Annotated in this window: 17 protein-coding genes; 7 read left to right on the top strand and 10 right to left on the bottom strand. The window is 40.0% G+C overall.

What is annotated here, in order from left to right; genetic code table 11:
* Positions 1-172: 172 nt before the first annotated feature.
* The 3 genes from VB713_RS26170 to VB713_RS26160 all read right to left on the bottom strand — a co-directional run bounded on the left by VB713_RS26170 (position 173) and on the right by VB713_RS26160 (position 5,039).
* On the bottom strand, positions 173-601 hold the full coding sequence (locus tag VB713_RS26170) for a hypothetical protein (RefSeq protein ID WP_323314416.1): 429 nt from the start codon (positions 599-601) through the stop codon (positions 173-175).
* A gap of 378 nt (positions 602-979) precedes the next feature.
* A complete protein-coding gene (gene recF / locus VB713_RS26165) occupies positions 980-2,101 on the bottom strand; it encodes a DNA replication/repair protein RecF (protein WP_323314415.1) in 1,122 nt (373 codons plus the stop codon).
* Positions 2,102-2,177: 76 nt separating this feature from the next.
* On the bottom strand, positions 2,178-5,039 hold the full coding sequence (locus VB713_RS26160; protein ID WP_323314414.1) for a cation-translocating P-type ATPase: 2,862 nt from the start codon (positions 5,037-5,039) through the stop codon (positions 2,178-2,180).
* Between the two features lie 251 nt (positions 5,040-5,290).
* Here VB713_RS26160 and VB713_RS26155 point away from each other — a divergent pair, with 251 nt between their 5' ends.
* The gene (locus VB713_RS26155; RefSeq protein WP_323314418.1) at positions 5,291-6,961 is read left to right on the top strand and encodes a transglutaminase domain-containing protein; all 1,671 of its coding nucleotides are present in this window, start codon (positions 5,291-5,293) and stop codon (positions 6,959-6,961) included.
* Between the two features lie 335 nt (positions 6,962-7,296).
* On the top strand, positions 7,297-8,658 hold the full coding sequence (locus tag VB713_RS26150) for a hypothetical protein (protein ID WP_323314413.1): 1,362 nt from the start codon (positions 7,297-7,299) through the stop codon (positions 8,656-8,658).
* Positions 8,659-8,683: 25 nt separating this feature from the next.
* On the opposite strand, the gene VB713_RS26145 is transcribed toward VB713_RS26150, so the two are convergent.
* Positions 8,684-9,538 (bottom strand): PD-(D/E)XK nuclease family protein, encoded by an 855-nt coding sequence (locus VB713_RS26145; RefSeq protein WP_323314412.1) that lies wholly within the window; start codon positions 9,536-9,538, stop codon positions 8,684-8,686.
* A 106-nt stretch (positions 9,539-9,644) separates the two neighbouring features.
* Here VB713_RS26145 and VB713_RS26140 point away from each other — a divergent pair, with 106 nt between their 5' ends.
* Both VB713_RS26140 and VB713_RS26135 read left to right on the top strand, forming a co-directional pair.
* Positions 9,645-11,072: a phosphoglucomutase/phosphomannomutase family protein gene (locus tag VB713_RS26140; RefSeq protein ID WP_323314411.1), complete on the top strand. Its 1,428-nt coding sequence runs from the start codon at positions 9,645-9,647 to the stop codon at positions 11,070-11,072.
* Between the two features lie 52 nt (positions 11,073-11,124).
* Positions 11,125-11,394, top strand: a complete 270-nt coding sequence (locus VB713_RS26135) for a lipopolysaccharide assembly protein LapA domain-containing protein (protein ID WP_323314410.1) — start codon at positions 11,125-11,127, stop codon at positions 11,392-11,394.
* A gap of 80 nt (positions 11,395-11,474) precedes the next feature.
* On the opposite strand, the gene VB713_RS26130 is transcribed toward VB713_RS26135, so the two are convergent.
* The 5 genes from VB713_RS26130 to VB713_RS26110 all read right to left on the bottom strand — a co-directional run bounded on the left by VB713_RS26130 (position 11,475) and on the right by VB713_RS26110 (position 16,923).
* Complete coding sequence (locus VB713_RS26130) at positions 11,475-12,638, bottom strand: DNA cytosine methyltransferase (RefSeq protein ID WP_323314409.1); 1,164 nt, start codon at positions 12,636-12,638, stop codon at positions 11,475-11,477.
* A gap of 353 nt (positions 12,639-12,991) precedes the next feature.
* Positions 12,992-13,732 (bottom strand): amino acid ABC transporter ATP-binding protein, encoded by a 741-nt coding sequence (locus VB713_RS26125; protein WP_323314408.1) that lies wholly within the window; start codon positions 13,730-13,732, stop codon positions 12,992-12,994.
* A 65-nt stretch (positions 13,733-13,797) separates the two neighbouring features.
* Positions 13,798-14,823, bottom strand: coding sequence for an amino acid ABC transporter permease (locus VB713_RS26120; protein ID WP_323314407.1), 1,026 nt, complete (start codon positions 14,821-14,823; stop codon positions 13,798-13,800).
* A gap of 16 nt (positions 14,824-14,839) precedes the next feature.
* Positions 14,840-15,766, bottom strand: a complete 927-nt coding sequence (locus VB713_RS26115) for an ABC transporter permease subunit (protein ID WP_323314406.1) — start codon at positions 15,764-15,766, stop codon at positions 14,840-14,842.
* Positions 15,767-15,852: 86 nt separating this feature from the next.
* Complete coding sequence (locus VB713_RS26110) at positions 15,853-16,923, bottom strand: amino acid ABC transporter substrate-binding protein (protein ID WP_323314405.1); 1,071 nt, start codon at positions 16,921-16,923, stop codon at positions 15,853-15,855.
* 526 nt (positions 16,924-17,449) lie between these two features.
* Here VB713_RS26110 and VB713_RS26105 point away from each other — a divergent pair.
* Both VB713_RS26105 and VB713_RS26100 read left to right on the top strand, forming a co-directional pair.
* Positions 17,450-18,007 (top strand): hypothetical protein, encoded by a 558-nt coding sequence (locus tag VB713_RS26105; protein ID WP_015216039.1) that lies wholly within the window; start codon positions 17,450-17,452, stop codon positions 18,005-18,007.
* Positions 18,008-18,086: 79 nt separating this feature from the next.
* A complete protein-coding gene (locus VB713_RS26100; RefSeq protein ID WP_323314404.1) occupies positions 18,087-18,731 on the top strand; it encodes a DUF3318 domain-containing protein in 645 nt (214 codons plus the stop codon).
* A gap of 132 nt (positions 18,732-18,863) precedes the next feature.
* On the opposite strand, the gene VB713_RS26095 is transcribed toward VB713_RS26100, so the two are convergent.
* Positions 18,864-19,661 carry a 7-carboxy-7-deazaguanine synthase QueE gene (locus VB713_RS26095; protein ID WP_323314417.1) on the bottom strand — a complete coding sequence of 266 codons (798 nt, stop codon included), beginning with the start codon at positions 19,659-19,661 and terminating at the stop codon, positions 18,864-18,866.
* Positions 19,662-19,863: 202 nt separating this feature from the next.
* Here VB713_RS26095 and VB713_RS26090 point away from each other — a divergent pair, with 202 nt between their 5' ends.
* A complete protein-coding gene (locus VB713_RS26090) occupies positions 19,864-20,913 on the top strand; it encodes an anti-sigma factor antagonist (RefSeq protein ID WP_323314403.1) in 1,050 nt (349 codons plus the stop codon).
* The last annotated feature ends 65 nt before the right edge of the window (positions 20,914-20,978 follow it).

The following is a 20,978-nucleotide window of genomic DNA, read 5'->3' as shown; positions in this document are numbered from 1 at the left end:
ACTACGTTACGGTCAGTATGACATAAGTCCAAGTTTGACCCGTTTGCAGTATACACACTTCTGTTTTTTACGCCTTTCTACTTAGAACCTTGTGGTGCGGGCATCTTGCCCGCTAGATGTGTACCTCCTAACAAAATCATCTGTAAATCCTGGCGCTTAGAGAATTAAGGAACTATTGGTAATTTGTAAAAGTAAACAATGTCAGTGCCTTGGCAAAAATTTCTTCATCTGCTCTTGTTTGGAGAATTGATTTAACTATATTAATAAATTCAATATCAGATATATCGTCATTGTTTATAGTTTTACTAGCTGAATAAAAATTCACATCATCAATAGATAATTCATTGGTAACACCTGTTTGTAATTTAGCATTTTCATTATGCCAGGAAAGTGACTTACCACGTAATGTAAATTGAAACCAAATAATTTGCTCATTTTTTAATTCCAAAAAAATATCAAAATAAGGTTCTCCTCCTTGTAACCAAATTTTTACTGTATTTGCTTGTTCACATGGTTTTAGGAGTTTTGGTTCAATAGCTCTCAATGATGCACCTAATGATGCAATCTCTTTTTTATCTACAATATAATTTCTGTGATTCATATCTAAACTAGTTACCGGATAATTTAAGAATACAATTACCAAAAATAGAGAGAGAAAAACCGTAAGAATTCAGGAGTCAGGAGTCAGGAGTCAGGAGTCAGGAGTCAGGAGTCAGGAGTTAGGAGTCAGGAGTCAGGAGTCAGGAGGAAGAAGAAGGAAGGAGGAAGAAGAAGGAGGAAGAAGAAGGAGGAAGAAGAAGGAAGAATATTTTTCTCTTCTGTTCCCTGCCATATCAAATATTCTGTATCCTGAATCCTTACGAAAAACCTCAAATCCTTTATCTATAGGAACGAACAGGGTGGTGAAGATATCAATAAATGATAAAAATCTTCTCTAAAATGGTTTTACTAATGGATGAGTATAAATTACTATAAATATTTAAGTCGACTCAGTTATCTCTCCTGCTTGCACAAAGAGAATTTGCGAATATTTTAACCACTGAGAGTCAAAAGAACCCAAATGAGTAGTAGTAATTAAGGTTTGAAAACGGTCTTGAATGGCATCAAGCAGTTGATTTTGGCGCGATGGGTCTAATTCTGCTAAGACATCATCTAGTAAAAGTAAAGGAGGCTCTTGGACGACTTCTTCGATTAATTGTAATTCTGCTAATTTTAAAGCCAGAACCAGTGTCCTTTGCTGGCCTTGGGAGCCATATTGGCGAGCGGGTGTTTGGTTAATAATTAATTCTACTTCATCTCGGTGGGGTCCGACCAAAGTAGTACCTCGGTGCGATTCAGCCACAGAACGCTGTTGAATTTTAGCTAAAAAAGCTTGTTGGACTGCTTCGGCGTGATTGTTTGAGAGAGGGACATTAGGTGTGTAGTTGATTTGCAAAAATTCTGTACTTCCGCTAATACTAGTATGCCATGCGGCGGCTATGGGTGCTAATTTTTGGATAGCTCTCTCCCTTCTGATAATTACCCTTGTTCCGGTGGTAACTAATTGTGCATCCCAGATTGCTAATTCTGATTGTAGCGATTTAACAGGCTTGTCAATATGACGTTTTAAAAAAGCATTGCGTTGACGTAAGACCTGATTATATTGCTGCAAAATGTGAGCATAAACTGGTTCAAGTTGAATTAAGAGTGTATCTAACCAATTACGGCGGCTTTCGGGGCTACCGCGGACTAGTTCTAAATCTAAGCTGGAAAACTCAACTGCATTGATAACACCAAGAAAGTCCATTTGCCTGCGGAATATTTCGCCATTAATAGCGACACTGCGACGAGCATGACGGCGGAGTGTGAGGGTTAGTTCACTGATACCTGCGGCTCTTTCTAGGGTGGCGTTGATTTGGGCTATAGCTTCCCCATCTCTAATTAAATCACGATCGCGTGCCATCCGATGCGATCGCAATGTGGCTAACAACTCCACTGCCTCCAACAAATTTGATTTTCCTTGAGCATTATTACCTACCAAAATTGTTTTAGCAGCATTAAACTCAACTTTTTGGTCTTGATAATTGCGAAAATGTCGGAGGTGTAGTGTTTTGAGGTACATAAATTGGAGGCAGGGAGCAAGGGGCAGGGGGGCAGGGGAAAGATAAATGTTCCTCTTCATCTTCCCCAAGACCTCTTCAAACAGTCTTTTTGCCCATAAAGCGGAAGAAGAGTTTTTCTCCTTCAATCCAGACAAACATTAAGGAGCTAAAACCGATACAAATTGCCAGTTCCCCAAGACTTAATTCATGAGTACCAAAGAAATCTCGCAGGGGTGGGACGTAAACTAACATCAACTGCAAAATCGTTGTCACAATCACAGATCCCAGGACAAAGAGATTAGAAAAGGGATTCATTTCAATTGTGAGTTGGTTGTTAGAACGAATTGCGATCGCATGACCCATTTGGGCAATACACAAAGTAGTAAAGACCATTGTTTTCCAAGTTTCAGGATTGCCCTGATACCCTGTTGCATGGGTGTGATTATAAGCCCACGACATCAAGGCAATAGAAATGATCGCAAACACAATCCCAATGCGAATCATGTAAGCACCTAACCCTCTAGCGAAAATACTTTCACGGGGGCTAAAAGGAGGGCGTTGCATGACATCTGGTTCTGGGGGTTCTACAGCTAATGCTAAAGCTGGCAAACCATCCGTGACTAAGTTCATCCAGAGAATTTGCAACGGAGTCAGAGGCACACCTCCTAAGCCCATTAAAGGTGAAGCCGCAATGGTGAGAACCTCGCCAATATTACTACCCAAAATGTATTTAATAAAACGGCGAATATTGGTGTAAACAACTCTACCTTCTTTGGTAGCTGCAACTATGGTGGCAAAGTTATCATCTAGTAATACCATATCGCTGGCTTCTTTGCTCACATCTGTGCCTGTGATGCCCATAGCGATGCCGATATCGGCTTGTTTGAGGGCGGGGGCATCATTGACACCATCTCCTGTCATAGCCACAAATCGACCACGACGTTGCAGTGCTTGGACGATTCTCAGTTTGTGTTCTGGGGAAACTCTGGCGTAAATACTCACTAAATCAACTTGTGCTTCTAGTTCTTGGTCAGTCATGCGTTGCAATTCTTGACCAGTGATAACTCTAGCATCAGCATCAGCTATTCCTAAATCTATTGCGATCGCTCGTGCTGTTAATTGATGATCGCCAGTAATCATAATGGGGCGAATCCCAGCTTGCCGACACTCTGCCACAGATGCCCTGACTTCCGGGCGTGGCGCGTCTAACATTCCCACTAAGCCCAACCACACCAAATCGTTTTCAGATGTGTCTTCTGAGGCTTCTGGAGGCACTTCTGCCAGAGGTTTATAAGCAAAACCTAACACTCGTAAACCTTGGCTGGCCATTTTGTCATTTGCTGCCAGAATTTGAGTGCGTCGTTCTTCGTCAAGAAGGATTGAGCGATGATCGCCTAAATAAATCTGATGACAACGTGCCAAGGTTAATTCTGGTGAACCTTTGGTAAACATTAAATATTGTTCAGATTCTAAAAATCCGGCAATGACTGGGTCAACCCCATTCATCGTCGGTTCCCCTGTGGCAACGGCTTCCACTTGACAAATTACACTCATGCGTTTCCGTTCAGAAGAAAAGGGAAACTCGGACACACGAGGTAATTTACTTTGCCACTGGTCTTTTTCAATATCAGCTTTTCCTGCCAATGTCACCAAAGCGCCTTCTGTGGGGTCGCCCAAAATTGCCCATTCGCCGGCTTCTTTTTGCAGCACCGAGTCATTACAGACAGCACAAGCAACTAGCAAAGCGGATATTTCTGGATTTTCATCTAGATCAATGTTTTGTCCATCTAATTGAAAATCTCCTGTGGGAGCATAACCTTCTCCCGTCACCCGGAAAGTTTTTTGATTGGTATAAACTGACTGCACCACCATTTTGTTTTGAGTCAAAGTCCCGGTTTTATCGGAACAAATGGTAGTTACAGAACCTAATGTTTCCACTGCTGGGAGTTTGCGAATCAAGGCATGGTGGCGCACCATGCGCTGAGTTCCTAGGGCTAAAGTCACAGTAATTACGGCTGGTAAACCTTCAGGAACTACAGCCACCGCCATACTCAAGGAAACTTCTAGCAGGTCTTGTAAATTTTTAAAACCCCAATCTTTAATCAGTCCACCGACTACGACAATTGCCACGAGGATCAAAGAACCTGTCACCAACACATTACCCAATTGAGTCATGCGTCGCTGTAGGGGTGTAGGTTCACTTTCGACCGACTGCAACATGGCGGCAATTTTGCCTAATTCCGTTGTCATGCCGATATTGGTAACAAGCACCTTCGCACGTCCTTGCAGGACTTCTGTGCCTTGAAAAACCAAATTAATGCGATCGCCTAAAGCCGTATCTTCTGGTAATGTGAGAATTGCCTGCTTATTTACAGCTTGGGCTTCACCTGTCAGTGCCGATTCCCGCACTTGCAAATTAGACTGTTCTATCAAGCGGCCATCAGCAGCTATTTGCACGCCTGCTTCCAGAAGCATCACATCCCCAGGTACTAATTCTTTCCCTGCTATTTCTGCCAGTTTACCGTTACGGAGAATGCGGACTAAGGGAGAGGATAGTTTTTTCAAGGCTGCTAAGGCTTTTTCAGCCCGACTTTCTTGCACATAGCCCAAAATACCATTGAGGACAACAATCGCCATAATCGCAATTGTGTCTTTGAATGGAACTTCACCATCTTTTAATGTTCCTTGTTGCAAAGCCAGAAAATCTAAAAAACCAGAAATGAGAGCTACACCAATCAGCATCAATAACATAATGTTAGTGAACTGATCTAGGAGAATTGACCAAGGGCTACGGCCACCATGTTCTTCTAGTTCATTGGTGCCGTATTTTTGCAAACGTTGTTCAACTTCTTGAGGTGTTAAGCCACGGTCTGCGTTACTATCAAGCAGGTCTAAAGCTTTATCAACCTCCAAACTATGCCAAACTGCGGCACTTTCAGGTAAAGAATGAGCAGACATCGTGTAGGTCACAGGAAATGGTTACAAAATTCGATCATAATTGAGTGATGGCAGGAAAACCATCAACTAAAGTTACTTTGGGACTGGGGAATGGGAACTGGGGACTGGCGACCAGGGGAGATATTCTTCTTTACTACTGATAACTGATAACGTGACAGATGACTCCTACTTCGTCACACAAGCTATAGCCATACTCCTGAACTCCTGAACTTCCTCTTCTGACTAATGACCAATAACTAATGACTAATAATATGAGTTCTGCACTCCCTAGTTTTACTGTTAGCCAGATGTTTGGACAAAGAATAATCCGACCGCTTACTGCTGCCAGCCTATATGGTATTGCTTTCATCAAAGATAGACTTATTGCTATCGACACAATTAAAGGGCATCTACTGGAGATTGACCCTAACTCCGATAACAGCACAATCATTAATCCCCACCAGGTCAAGGAATTTACCGAAGTCACTGGTTTAGCGGTGTGGGAAGATACACTATGGGTCAGCCGTGGTAATAGTGTTTATTTGTGTAAACTCTCTTCTTTGGGTCTGGAGCATTTTGTCACGTTACCTTATTCTGCTGACGGTGTTGCTGTGTGGGAGTCAACAGTCTATGTCAGCTGTCATCGACTCGGCTATATTTTGGTTTTTGACCTCGACACACGCAAAGAAATTACCAGATTTTATGCCCCTGGTGTCGGTATAGAAAATTTGGCAGTTACTCAGGAAACTCTCTGGGTTTGCGATCGCACAGAACAAACAGTTTACTTTATAGATAGGGCAACTGGAGAAATTCAATTCAGCGTTCTCACTCCCTTTCCATCTCCTACAGGCATAGCAGTTCATAAAAATTTAGATACAAATCAGGAAAATATTTACATCGCTTATGCCGATGAAGAGCCTTATATTCGGGATAACCCCAACGCCGAACCTAATCACGAACTAACCTACCGGGATATTACCTTCATTCATCCCCTCTATTATCATTACGAAGCAAATAAGCGTTACGCCCTTTCCAACGGTTATCTCATAGAAATGTCCTACGTGGAAGAAATTTCTCCCCTAGATGAGATTTATTTACCCAATGTAGAATGGCGTATTGCCCTACCATCAGTAACTGAACGTCAAAAAGTCAAGCAAGTTGAACCAGTTGGTTTACCCTTCACAGAAGAAATTATTGATGGACAACGGGTAGCAGTATTTAAGTTTGATTCCCTTACCCCAGGTGAACGGCACATATTTGGCTGGAAAGCACTTTTGGAAGTTCGAGGAATCAAGTATCGCATCACACCGAGAGATGTAGAAGACGTAACTGAACCGACATCAGAATTACAAAGTCGCTATTTGGTGGATGATGATGATTTAGCAATGGATACGGCTATTGTTCGCCGTGCAGCCCGTGAAGCAGTCGGTTCAGAAACTAATATTTTACGGAAAATGTATAATATCCGTAACTATGTATATGATGAGTTATCCTACGGCATTAAACCCCACATCGACACGCCAGATATAGTTTTAGACCGAGGTATTGGTTCCTGTGGCGAATATGTAGGTGTACTATTAGCTTTGTGCCGTTTGAATGGCGTTCCCTGCCGAACTGTAGGTAGGTATAAATGCCCCCCTTATGGTGAACAACAGGGAGTCCCTCTGCAACCAGATTTTAATCATGTCTGGCTAGAATTCTACATCCCTAATTTTGGTTGGGTACCAATGGAATCCAATCCTGATGATATAGGCGAAGATGGCCCTTATCCTACACGCTTTTTTATGGGATTATGTTGGTATCATATTGAAATTGGCAAAGGTGTTTCTTTTGAAACTTTGACCAGTAACGGTCAGCGGTTAACAAAAGAAGAGACATCCATTGGCGATTTGGCTATTAACCATATTCGGTTTACAATTCTTAAAGAATTACCGCCTTTCTAGTTCGGAAATTAGGACTTGGGAACTTGTAGTTAGTAATGGGGTATTAGGTAGGAGCATTTTTTTGATGCATTTACCCAAAATTAGCCCTTTGCTGCAAGTTTCTTGCCTAGCTTAATCAAAAATTTACCCTTGTACCGCGAAGATTCATGTTCACTTTAATAAAAAGCTCAGTAATTTTTCGGAATAGGTAGTAAGCTGTTAATATGTCAATTTTCAATAGAAATATGGAATTGAAAATAGTTAAAGCATTTGAAAATCCGAATTTCTGCGGTTGACATCCCCAACTTTAAATATGAGAAATAACATATAAGTCAGTTTGTAAACGGTAATAACAGGTGAATAATTGCATTAGTTCTGAATCTGAAAAAACTGTGGAACAAACACCCTCAGGCAAAATACACGGTAGTAGGCTAGAATACCTACACAATTATCATCACTGTTTTCAAGAAGAACAGTTGATATATCAACATTTTCTTCATTTGGTGCAAATGGAATCTCCTGCCCAAATGATTGAGCGTTTTCGCTGTTTATTTATTGAACGGGCTAATTATCCTGAGCCTGAAATTATCACGATTTTAGATAAAATCACATCGTGTAAGAACGCAACAGAAGATTTTAAATTCTTTCTAAACCGTTGTTGCCACATTTTAATCAACCGCTGGTATATGCAATTGGGATTGCATCATGCTATTGCTGAGTTAATCAACTTATTTGAAACTCCATCTAATAGATTAGGCATAAATAGCTTCCGTGTAAGAGAAATTAGACGCTTGCGTGAGCTAGTGCATATTTTCTCTGACAGTGAGCAGTATTTGATCTTGCGACGATTTAGTCAAATAGTGAGTCAAACTCCTAAATTAAATCAAAGTCAAGATAATCAGCCTTTGATGAATTTGATTAGTCGCTATCCTTATTTATATGAACATTGTTTAATTAGTGAAGACTCTACTTTTGAACAACAAGAAACAGTTAGACATTTTCAGACAAAGGTACAGAGAAAATTTGAAATTGACCTATCACAATACGTAACTTATAAAGTACGCCGAGTTAAAATTTTAAGCAAAGTTTCTCCATCTGAAGCTAATCGGATATTGCGCCATATTAATAATCCTACTTTATTAAGCGATCGCGATCTTTACAGCACTCTCAAACAATTTATTGGTAATGCCGACAATGGCCATACTTATCAAGAAGGAGCGCAAAATTTCTTAAAACACAGTAGTCAAACTGCCAAATTTCATGATTTCAAAGATGATTTATATGAATATCTGATATCTTCTGTTGATGGCCAATATGGCAAAAATCAATTTAGTCAGCGATTATATAGCCATTTACAAAATACACTACCCCAAGCAGATTACCAGAAACTTAATGATTTCTTGTTGGTGAGAACTTGTAGTCAACTACTAAATTTCTTAGTTGTCAACAGCCAAGCATCACCCCAACACTCAACATTTTTGGATTTGATTAGTAATCAAGGTTCATTAATAACGATTGGGTTGTTGTTAAAAATTGTATTAATCTGTCATAAAGTCAAACCATATTTAGAAAAAAGATTTGCAATTTTGTTCAACCACTATGAATCTGCTACTACTGATAGTATTGTTTGGTTAGTCAGAACATTAGAACAATTAAATATTGCTATGAGTATTAATTTTGGTGATATTGATTTATCATTTTTTAAGCAGTTTTGCTAATGATAAAATCGAAGTTTAGCCAATTTTAGGTGCGATTCTTAGTAATTGGCATTGAATGAGATTCACCATCCTTAAAATCAGCAAATTCACAAATTGAGTTAAATGGACAAAATCGGCAGTGATAGCCGGGATTTGGTGGAAATATTTTACTAAAATTATTGTTTCTTGATTGATATTTTTGTAAATCTAGCTGATGTTGTTTAGCTATATTAGACAACTCAAATTCAAGGGATGCTAATTCGTGATTATTAATAGTAATTAACTCAGATTTTTGACAAACTTCCAAATTATAAAATGAAGCGACAGCCGGTTTCCCAGGGTAAAGATAGCGGGCTGCTAATAAATAAACTAATGCTTGTCGTTTATCAAAGGCAGATTTACCAGTTTTGAAATCTAAAATGTGTAAAGTGCTATCAGAATCAATAAACACACAATCCATTGCTGCATATAAACGAAAACAATAGTTTTCTTGTGCAATGACAATTGGTTTAGGAAATCCTTCATCACCGGGGGTTAATTGGATAATCCGTTTACCCAACAACAAGGGCGATTTGTGATATTTTCGTAAAATTTGTAGTACCCTCTGCTTAACTTGACAAGTGAAGTTACTTAATTTCAGTAACTGGGCAACTTTTTCTACACCATCAGACTGAGTTAACAAATGCCGATGATGATGAAACTCATAAACACCTTTTTGGGCCAGTATGCCAATCCGCTGGGGTGGTGTAGCTTGGGCTAATAAAGCTTTTACTTGTGGTTCATGTTGTCGCGCTTTAATAAATCCTCGCTTCATTTGGCAATGGCAACGTTCTTGCCCTGTAGCTGGGACAACTAAAGACCAAAGATGATAACTGGCAAAAGGTCTATCGGGGGTTGACATTGCTCAGGTAGAGTGAGAGAAAATACGGTGGAGGATACTTGCGGCTACACACGCTTTGCGGGATGCTTCCTAATAGTAAAGATGATGCAGGGGAGAGAGTAGCAAAATGAGCAACAGTAGCAATTCCAGCAAGATAAAATTTGGTACTGATGGTTGGCGAGGGATTATTGCTGATGATTTTACTTTTCCCAATGTGCGGAAAGTAACTAGGGCAATAGCTAGTTATCTGGAAACTGCCTACAGTAAAGACAGACCAGTTTTAATCGCCTACGATACGCGGTTTTTAGCTGACGAGTTTGCCCGGACATCTGCCGCAGTTCTGGCTGATTTAGGGTGGAATGTGAGAATTACTAATCGGGATTGTCCGACTCCTGTAATTGCCTACAACGCGCGTCACCTAAATTCCGCAGGGGCTTTAATGTTTACTGCTAGTCATAATCCTGCACCTTATTGTGGGATTAAATATATCCCTGATTATGCAGGGCCTGCCACTCCAGAAATTACTGATACTATTGTGGCAAATATAGAAAGCGCATCGGATGAGTTGCCCGGAAGTAATCCATCAGGTTCAATTTCTACTTTTGATCCGAAGCCTGATTATTTGAATTTTATCTACACTTTACTGGATGTAGAAAAAATCAAAAGCGCGAATTTAAAGGTCAAATATGATGCCCTTTATTCTACTTCTCGCGGTTATTTAGATGAAGTTTTACAACAATGCGGTTGCCAGCTAGAAAGTTTCCACGATTGGCGGGATGTGCTTTTTGGTGGCGGTATGCCCGAACCCAAGGGAGATCAATTAGTTGAGTTGGTGGATGCTGTCCGTGCTGATAAGGCGGATTTAGGTCTGGCGACAGATGGCGATAGCGATCGCTTTGGTATTGTTGATGAACTGGGTAATGTTCTCACTCCCAATACAGTGCTGTTGCTTCTAGCAAGGCATTTGATCAAAAACAAGGGTAAAACTGGGGCGATTGTGCGGACAGTGGCAACTACTCACTTATTAGATAATTTTGCGGCTAAACATGGGTTGCAAATTTATGAAACTGCGGTGGGTTTTAAATACATCGGTGAGAAGATGCGGGAAACCGCTGTTTTGATTGGTGGGGAAGAGTCAGGTGGTTTGAGTATCATTGGTCATATTCCTGAAAAGGATGGCGTTCTTGCCGATATGCTGGTGGCTGAGGCGATTGCTTATGAGGGTAAGCCTCTGAGTCAGTTGGTTCAGGAAGCGATCGCAGAAGCTGATGGACCGCTGTATAACAATCGTTTGGATTTACACCTAACTGAGTCTCACAAAACTGCTGTAATTAATGCTTACACCAAAAATCCGCCTTCAGTAGTGGCAGGAATCAAGGTGAAGGAAGTCGGACGTAAGGATGGCGTTAAATTGTATTTAGAGGAAGGTAGCTGGGTATTGCTGCGTCCTTCTGGTACAGAACCTCTGGTGAGAGTGTATATGGAAACTAACTCGCCAGAAAAACTTAGTCAGATTGCTCAATTTATGGAGAGTGAAATTGCTAAGTTAGGATAAAAACCCACCCCTAACCCCTCCTGTTTGCGGGAGGGGAACTATTTTTTAAATTATGAAAAGTCTTGCGAATTTATTTATTTCTGTAGTTATAGCTGTTTGGGTAATTGCGATCGCACTTATTTCAGTGCAGAATGCCACACCTGTATCTTTACGGTTTTTGGTTTTTCAATCTATACAAATTCCTTTTGGGTTGGTGTTAGCTTTTTCTGTTGCTGTAGGTTTGCTTGGTGTGGCGGTTTTACAGCCTTTTTGGGCGTTGGGTGCGTCGAAATCTAGGGTTGATGAGGAAGCGGAGTTTTTTATTGATGATGAGGATTTTTAGGAATTTCTCACACAGAAATTAGAAAAAAGGGTCAAACTTACCACTTAGCCCTAACGAAAGATTTTTTCCGCAAGCCCTACTTACGTATCACATAAACTATCCTTGGTATTGTTCTTTATGAATGATTTTTTTTCTTGTAAAAAATCCAGAATGCTTTGCGCTAATACTTGTGCTGCTAAGTACGGCACACCATTACCAACAGTTTTAAACATATTCGTAAGTGACATATTTTCTGGAAGTGAAAAATTAGCAGGTAAAGATTGTATAGCTAAAGCTTCCGCAACAGAAATACGTCTGATTTTATAAGGATGTAAATGTACTTCATTATTACCATAGCAAGCCGTAGGAGAATAACGCCATCTATGCAAACGTTTAAATGATTTTTTAGAATTATCTCCCTCATCAATAGTCGCAAATTTAGTTATACCGGCTCTTGGTTGAAAATAATGTTTTGCGTTGGGATGATCCAGGACATCATTCTTTCTAAACCAATATTCAACAGTTAATTCTTCAAGAATGTTATCAGGACAACGAATTATAGAATTTTCTTGAAATGGTTCGCACTTATTCCAAGCATAAGCAAAAACTTTTGATTTTGGATATAAAATATATTTTTCCCAAGGAAAAGTAAAATCATCTGCAATTCTCATATCTTTGAGAAAAGTATTTTTAAATCCAATTAAAATAATTCTGTCTCTATCTTGAGGTACACCATACTCAATAGAATTAATTAACCGTTCTGTTAATATATAACCTGCTTGTTGTAATTTGATTTTCAAAGATTCATAAAATAGACGATGCTTGCTTGTTTTCCATAAACCTTTAACATTTTCAAATAAAAAGAAATTGGGTAAATTTCGACAAATCAATTCAATATAAGCAGATGAGAGTTTACCATTATCTCCTAAATGTCCTTTATTTTTTCCACCAATAGAAAAATCAGGACAAGGTGGACCACCGATAAAGCCAATTATATTATTTGATTTGCGGGAATCTTTGACTGATTCATTTAGCCATTGTGCTTGTATTCCTGCTGTTAATTTACTTACGTCTGCGGTTTCACCTTGATGATATCCATATTCAGGTGATGGAAGTTTCAGCATTTCTCGTACATAGCGATATGCGGACATGAAGGGAGGGAATATTTCGTTGACATAAGCGATTTTATAACCCGTGGCTTCAAAGCCTAAATCGAGAAAGCCGGAACCGGAGAAAAAGGAAAAGATGGAAATAGTATCATTCATTGGTAAGAATTCAGGAGTCAGAATGCTTATGAAATCAAGAATAGAGAGAAGTGAGATTTTATCTAAATCGTTGCTATCCTGGCATTATTGAGACAGTTATAGAACTCCACAAAAAGAAATGCCCAATGTCATTCTGTATCCCTGACGGGAGCGTATGACTCCTACGTCGTCACGCAAGCTATAGCCATACAGAACGAAAAAATCTCTCAAACACTCATTTCTCCGTGTCCTCTGTGCCTCTGTGGTAGCCTTCGGCAAGCCCTTCGGTCTACGTTTTTTTGGGTAATTTATTTCTTGGAAGTCCCTTAGAGGCATGGGTTATCGTTTACGAATTTGACACACCCCACAATTACCTAAAGAATTTGTGATAAAAACTTCCGTGTTCTTTCTTCTTTAGGTGCAGTAAAAAAGGTATCAGGAGTCGCTGCTTCTACCAAAGAACCACTATCCATAAGAATGACTCTATCTGCAACTTCCCGCGCAAATCCAACTTCGTGAGTCACTACCACCATTGTCATTCCCTCACTAGCAAGATTTCTCATCACATCTAAAACTTCACGCACCATTTCTGGATCTAATGCTGAAGTTGGTTCATCAAATAACATGATTTTAGGTTGCATAGCTAATGCACGCGCTATGGCTACTCGTTGTTGTTGTCCACCAGATAACTGTCCTGGATATTTATTTGCTTGTTCTAAAATTCCTACCCTTTCTAAAAGTTGCATTGCTAATTCTTCAGCTTGAGCTTTTGGTAATTTACGTACCCAAATTGGTGCTAAAGTGATATTTTTTAAAACTGTTAAATGGGGAAATAAATTAAACTGCTGAAATACCATTCCCGTTTCCTTACGAATTTTTTCAATATTTCGTAAATCACGGCTGAGAGTAATTCCATCAATACTAATATTTCCCTGTTGATATTCTTCTAAGGCATTAAATGTACGGATAAAAGTTGATTTTCCTGAACCAGAAGGTCCCATTAAAACAACAACTTCCCCCCGATTGATTGTTAAGCTTACTCCTTGAAGAACGTGGAATTTACCATACCATTTGTGAACATCTTCAGCAATAATAATCGGTGTTTGTTCTTCCATGAATTTCAACCTCAACTTAATAAGTTTTTTTAAATTACGTTCGCGCAGCGTTTCCAAAGGAAATATTACGAATTATTTAACTGTTTTTCTAGCCGTCGAGAAGCCAAAGACATTGAGTAGCAAAACACCCAATAAATCACACCAATAAATATATATACTTCAGCATATCTCCCCAAAAACTGCGGTTGTGCCAAAATAGAACGAGCAATTCCTGTTAGTTCTACTAATCCCACTAAAGATAAAAGTGAAGTATCTTTAAATAAGCCAATAAACTGTCCGACAATTGCGGGAATAACAGCACGTAAGGCTTGAGGTAAAACAATTAATATTAATACTAAAGGTGTATTAAATCCTAGTGCTTTTGCTGCTTCAGCTTGTCCTTTGGGTATTGATTGCAGTCCACCACGCACATTTTCTGCCATGTAAGCAGCACTAAATAGCACAAGTCCAGCAATGCCTCTAACTAAACGATCTAAACGTAAATCATTTGGTAAAAATAAGGGTAACATGACTTGAGCAATAAACAAAATTCCTATGAGTGGTAATCCTCTGACTATTTCAATATAGAGAATAGAAAACCAACGAATTATAAATAATTTACTTGTACGTCCTAATGCTAATAAAACTCCCAGAGGAAAGGAAAGGACAATACTAATTACTGCCATTAATAGGGTAAGTAGCAATCCGTTCCACAAATTTGTAGATACAGATTGCAAGCCTAAACCTCCTCCTATTAGCCAGATAATTAGGAGAAAAGATAATAACCATGTTGGTGCAAGGGAAGGGATAATAAATTGAGAAAATTTGCGTTTTATGATATTTTGCTTTTTAGTAAATACACTCCAGGTTATGCTGCTTAAAGTTATAATAATTCCTAGAACTATCCAAATTCGCCAATATAAACTTTGAGGAAATCTACCAACTAAGAATAAAGGTAAGTTAACTTGAATTACTTGCCATTGTGCTTGAGTAAATGCCCAAAATAAGAATCCTTGAATTACCCGAAATATAAATATTGAACAGAAAATTGTTAATAAGCTGTTATACCAATTACTAAATAAATTTTTGCGTAACCAAGTAAGTTGATTCATTGGAAAAATCACTTCTTTATCTTTCTTTGATTTGTACGGAACGATTTAACAAATTCATCATGAAGGAGATGATTAAGCTGAGGGTGAGATAGGTGAGCATAATTAATAACATCACTTCTACGGCTTTGCCGGTTTGGTTAAATGTGGTAGAAGCAACAAAATAAACATCGGGATAGCCAATTGCGATCGCTAAACTAGAATTTTTTGTTAAATTCAAATACTGACTGGTAAGTGGGGGAATTATGACCCGTAAGGCTTGGGGAATAACCACCAACCGCATGATTAAACCGGGTTTGAGTCCTAAAGATCGTCCTGCTTCCCATTGTCCCTTAGCTACTGATTGAATCCCACCTCTGACAATTTCGGCGATAAACGCACCTGTGTAAAACGTTAATCCCAGCAGCAAAGTTGAAAATTCTGGAGAAAAACTCAATCCAGGAAGTTCTACCCCATTTTGACTCAGGTAAATTAACCCCCAGACCGAAAATTTATTTTCTGCTTTAGGAAAACCAAGGAAAACAGCAAAGTACCAAAATAGCAATTGCAGTAATAATGGCGTATTCCGAAAAATTTCTACATAAACTTGACTGATATTTCGCACTAACCAATTATCAGATAAACGAGCGATTCCCGCTGTTATCCCTACAATTGTTGTCAGCAAAATCCCCACCACCGCTACCCGCAAGGAGTTGATTAAACCTATCCATAAAGCACGAGTGTAGGTATCAGTAGGTTTATAACTAAGGGGAGTTTCGCCAATATCAAAAGAGGCTTGTTGCTGAAGAAAATCAAAACCGAATTTAATGCCTAATTGCTGTAAATTCCGGTTGAGATTCATCCCTAAAATAGCAACTATTGCGATCGCTAAAATCACAGCTATACATTGCGCTACAATTTGCCAAAAGCGATAATCACGCCATATCGGTGGTTTAGAATTAGTCATTAATTAGTCACCTCTTTCCCCCTGCACCCTGCCCCCTGCCCCCTGCCTCCTGCCCCCTGCCTCCTGCCCCCAGCCTCCAGTCCCGATTACCGAAACGGGGGAGAATAGAGTAAACCGCCTTTTGTCCAGAGTTGATTTTGACCACGGGGGAGATTAAGCTTTGTTTGTGTACCCAGATTGCGATCGTAAATTTCACCGTAGTTACCGACGTGCTTGACTATCTTGGCTGCAAAGTCATTTGTCAAGCCAAGTCCTTCACCCAAGTTGCCTTCTGTTCCCAAAAAACGCTTGATTTCTGGATCATTACTGGTAGCAAATTGAGCTACATTCTGAGAATTAATCCCCAATTCTTCGGCTTTAATTAGGGAATAAACTACCCATTTAACTACATCATTCCATTGAGTATCACCTTTAGCAACTGCTGGTGCGAGAGGTTCGGAGGAAAGCAATTCATTGAGAATGACATTATCTTCCGGTTTGGGTAAAGTTGTGCGTCGAGAAACCAAAGCCGAACGATCAGCCGTCACACCGTCACAGCGTCCTTCAGCATAAGTAGCAAAGGTAATATTAACGTCTTCAAAAACAACAGGTTTGTAGCTAACACCCAGTTTCCGCATTTGGTCAGCTAAATTCTGTTCGGTAGTTGTACCAGTTTGAGAGCAAATTGCTTTGTTTTTCAGGTCTGCTAGGGACTTGATCCCGCTATTTTTGCGAACCATGATTCCTTGACCATCGTAAAATACTACGGGTGCAAAATCCAAGCCAACGGAAGTATCACGGCTGAGTGTCCAGCTAGTATTGCGGCTGAGGACATCTATTTCTCCAGTTTGCAAGGCTGTAAATCGTTCTTTAGCATTTAGGTTGCGAAATTCTACCGCATCTGGATTATCAAATAAAGCAGCGGCCACAGCACGACAAATATCTACGTCAATACCGCTATATTTACCATCAGTTCCCACAAAACTAAATCCTGGTAATTCACCACTAACACCGCAAATCAGTTTTCCACGGCTTTTAACTGTATTTCCAGTATTGCGAGTCACCTGCGTTCCCGAATTATTGGCTGTATTGCCTGTTGTGCCTGACTCACCACCACAAGCACTGATGGCGAAAATTAAAAAAGGAGCGATCGCTATTATGAAAGCCGATTTACGCATAAATTTCCCAGATATTCAAGTTGAATGAATTGAGACATAACATATAAATTATTCTCATGTTAGTACAAATAATCATTTTTATATTAGTAAAACATAATTATATTTATAATATTTGTTCACACTAAGTTTTTATGATTTGCTATTGTTTTGTACCGCCAATAACTTAGATATTAGAAATATAAAATCAACATTTTATCCAATCATTCATATCTTTTAATATCAATAAATCCTGTCAAGATATGAAGATAAAAATAGAGAATTTATTGTATTGAATAAAAATAATGAGCAGATAAAGTGATATATTTTAGCTATTGAGATTGGTAAATGCACAATTATTAATCAACCAAACTCAAACATGAGCTTACCAGAATTTCGGTACTCATTTTCACTTTTTTAGCTCTTTTTGTGGAATCTGGATAAATTCTACACTATCAAAAAAAAGAAGCTGCACCAATCTAAATCAAGAACCATAGCAGGTTAAACTAGGTCTGGTAACAGCCGCTCCACCGTTCCTTATGAGGCTTTTATGGGAGCTAATCTGAAACAGATAGCCAATTATTTAGACAATCTTGGCTGGGAATACCGTTGTGATGATGATGAAGACAGAATTATTACAGGTGTAGAAGCTGATAACTTAGAAGACTTTCTGATTGTTGTTCAGTTAGATGAGGAAGGAAAATTTTTCCGAGTCTTTGCGCCTCAAGTTCTAGCGGGAGTGAAAGAGCATCCTCACAAAGCATCTATTCTCCAGACAATGCTGGCCATTTCTTGGGAAACCAAAATGCTGCAATGGGAATATGATCCATCCGATGGCGAAATCCGTGCCATGATTGAGTTTCCCCTAGAAGACTCAATTCTGACAGAAAGACAATTTAACCGTTGTCTCAGTGGATTAATTCAGGTTGTGGATAATATCGCCTTACCCCGACTCCAACAGGTGATGGCAACCGGTGAAGATCCTGGTAATATAGAACTTGGAGAAAGACTGTTACTTAGTATTCAGGAAGAAGCCCCAGGACTACTAGATTTGCTGGAAAAGGCCATGGCAGCTCGAAAAAAGCGAGGCAGTTTTCCAAATGAGTGAGGCGGATTATCGCTGATAATAGCTATACTCCAAAGTGATACCCTCACTATAATACTGAAATTTTTAAGGTTGGATTTTTATGACATCCTATACAACTTCCTCTGCCAAAGCGGAAATGAGTGAACTCCGGCGCTTGAAAAGCTTACTACCACCAGAACTTCAAAGTTGGGTAACGGTTGAAGGCACAACTGAGGTCAATCCACCCCTGGTTCGTTGCGAAGAAATTGGGAAAGACCAGGTAGAAATTCAAATTGACTTGGTGAAATGGGATGCTCTAGCAATGGATCAGCGTAATCTGCTGTTCTGGCACGAAGTTGCTCGTGTTCAAAATGACACAATTCCCAAAGATGGTTGGGAAATGGCAGCATTGGCAATTGGTTTAGGTGGTGCTGTCGGTGAATTATGGGTGCAGGATGGATTGCTGCTGGTGTTAGCTTTGGCGCTGTGTGGCGTATCCGGTTGGCGACTATATCAAAAAAATAACGGGGACAAGCAAATTAAAGAAATACTTGATGCAGACGAGAAAGCGATCGCACTAGCAACTCGCTTTGGTTATAGTCTCCCCAACGCCTACAAAAGTTTAGGTAGCGCCTTAAAAACTTTAGTTGAAAACACTCCCAACAAGCGCCAGCGTTCTCGCTACGAAGCCAGACTTTCCGCCCTCAAACGCAGCGCCAACAAAGCCAAAACCAAATCTAAAACTATGGATGAAGGTCGAATGTAAGACCAAGTATTGAGTACCGAGTACCGAGTACCGAGTATTGAGTACCGAGTATTGAGTACCGAGTATTGAGTAAGAATTTTCTCTCCCTGCCCCCTGCCCCCTGCCCCCTGCCCCCTGCCCCCTGCCCCCTACCTACATCTGCTTCAGCATTTTGTGAGTTTGAGGGATCACCCGCACTTGTTTAACAAACTGCTTCATCAAAGCTTGCCATTCTAAAACTTGGTCTGGTGAAGGTGCCAAAACTGGTATTTGATTAAATTGTTCTGAATCCGCTAAAGGTGTAACAGGTTGCAGAAATATAGGGATATCCTGATGTACTCTCCCGATTAACATACCAGAACGTTTCAATTCGCCAGGATCTGTCCTTTGAGAGATAATTATCTTCACGAAAACCTCTAAATTTGCATCAAAGCAGAGTTGGAGAAACTTTTCATGTTCTGTCCAATGAGTTTCGCCACTAACACTGGGTAGTTTTAAATCCATACCCACAGAGTCAAGGTAGGGGAGAATCATGGCTAATTGCTCTGGTCTATGCCCTCCAGTTTCCAAGTAGATGGGTAAATTAGTGAGCGATCGCACTTCCGGAAGAAATTGCGCCAAAAAAGGAGCATGAAGAAGTGGTTCGCCTCCCGTTAAGCTGATGCTATCGTGTAAAGAAGGCAAGTTTTGCCTTTCCACCCATTGGAGCAAAATGGGCAAGGGAACAGGATTAGAGTGCCTTTCAAAGTCTCTTAATCCAGGCGATCGCTCTATCTTGCATACAGAAGGTGCATCCCATGTCTGGGCGCTATCGCAAAAGTGACAACGCAAGTCACAAAGACCAAAGCGAATAAAAATCTGACGTGTCCCGACATTCAGTCCTTCCCCTTGAATAGCAGAGAAAACTTCAACCAGGCGTGCGGTAGGTTTGACTATAGTTTTAGCAATCATGAGATGATAGATAGCAGTGCGAAATCGCACCTAGTCGTCACAGCAGCAAGTATGTTTTTAGCTTCTTGTTCTATTGTGAACTCTAGCACGCGATTTCTAAGCTCTCCGCTAAAAACTAGCCACTTGTCCTTAATCCTACTTTTTCAAAATTAGGTTAATTAATTTTCTAGGACAAAATTTATGTTTGGCAGATTAGATTTAGATGGCAACTAAAGTGCATAGCTTCATGAGTAGCCAACCCACAGAGGCAGATTTCCCAGTTACTTACCTTCAGGACACAGCAATCGTGCAAATGTCGATGCGTTTGAGTGTGCTTGAGGCTGTCAGCTTAAAGCACACCTGCCGAAACTTAATGCAAGCTGATTCCCATCCCCAGCGAGTTGTCCTCGACTTCCAAAATACTATTTTTATGGATAGTAGCGGTTTAGGGGCTTTGGTAAGTAATTATAAATATGCCCAAGAACAAGGGATCTCATTCGTACTTCGGAATGTAACCCCCCAAGTGATGGCAGTGCTGAATCTGACAGGATTAGATCAGGTATTTTCTATTGAGTCTGTGAACAGCAACAAACCAATAGAATCTAGTCACCCTGGAGATAGTCGGAAAGACGTTAATCGGAAAGTAGATCCGTTACCTCAGACTCATCCTTCTGTTACTTCTTGGATGAAAAGACTGATTGACATAGTGGGATCATTGACAGGTTTAGTGATTACAGCAGTTTTATTCATTCCCATTGCGATCGCTATTCAAATTAATGATCCCGGACCGATTTTCTTCCGTCAAATCCGTTGCGGTTGGATGGGTAAGCGTTTTGCTATTTGGAAATTCCGCTCTATGTGCGTGGATGCCGAAGCTAAGAAATATCAAGTCAAAAACCAAGTAGAAGGCGCTTTCTTTAAAAATGATAACGATCCCCGCATCACTCGCGTAGGTCGCTTTTTGCGCCGCACAAGTCTAGATGAATTACCACAATTCTGGAACGTCCTCAAAGGTGAAATGAGCTTAGTCGGCACCAGACCACCTACCCCAGATGAAGTAGAACGCTACGAAGTACCAGAGTGGCAACGTTTTGATGTCAAACCAGGAATGACTGGCGAATGGCAAGTTAACGGACGCTCGACAGTACGCAGTTTTGAGGATGTCATTCGCCTGGATTTACAGTATCAAAAAAATTGGACTTTCGTTTACGATTTAAGGCTGATTTTTAAAACTATAGCCATATTGTTTAACAAAAACAGTGGGGCTGTTTAGAAATTTTCTGTAATATACTGCAAACGGGTCAAACTTGGACTTATGTCATACTGACCGTAACGTAG

Origin of the sequence: Anabaena cylindrica UHCC 0172, assembly GCF_034931625.1 — a bacterium.
GTDB classification, from domain to species: domain Bacteria; phylum Cyanobacteriota; class Cyanobacteriia; order Cyanobacteriales; family Nostocaceae; genus Anabaena; species Anabaena cylindrica_A.
This window is presented reverse-complemented; position numbering and strand designations above follow the sequence as displayed.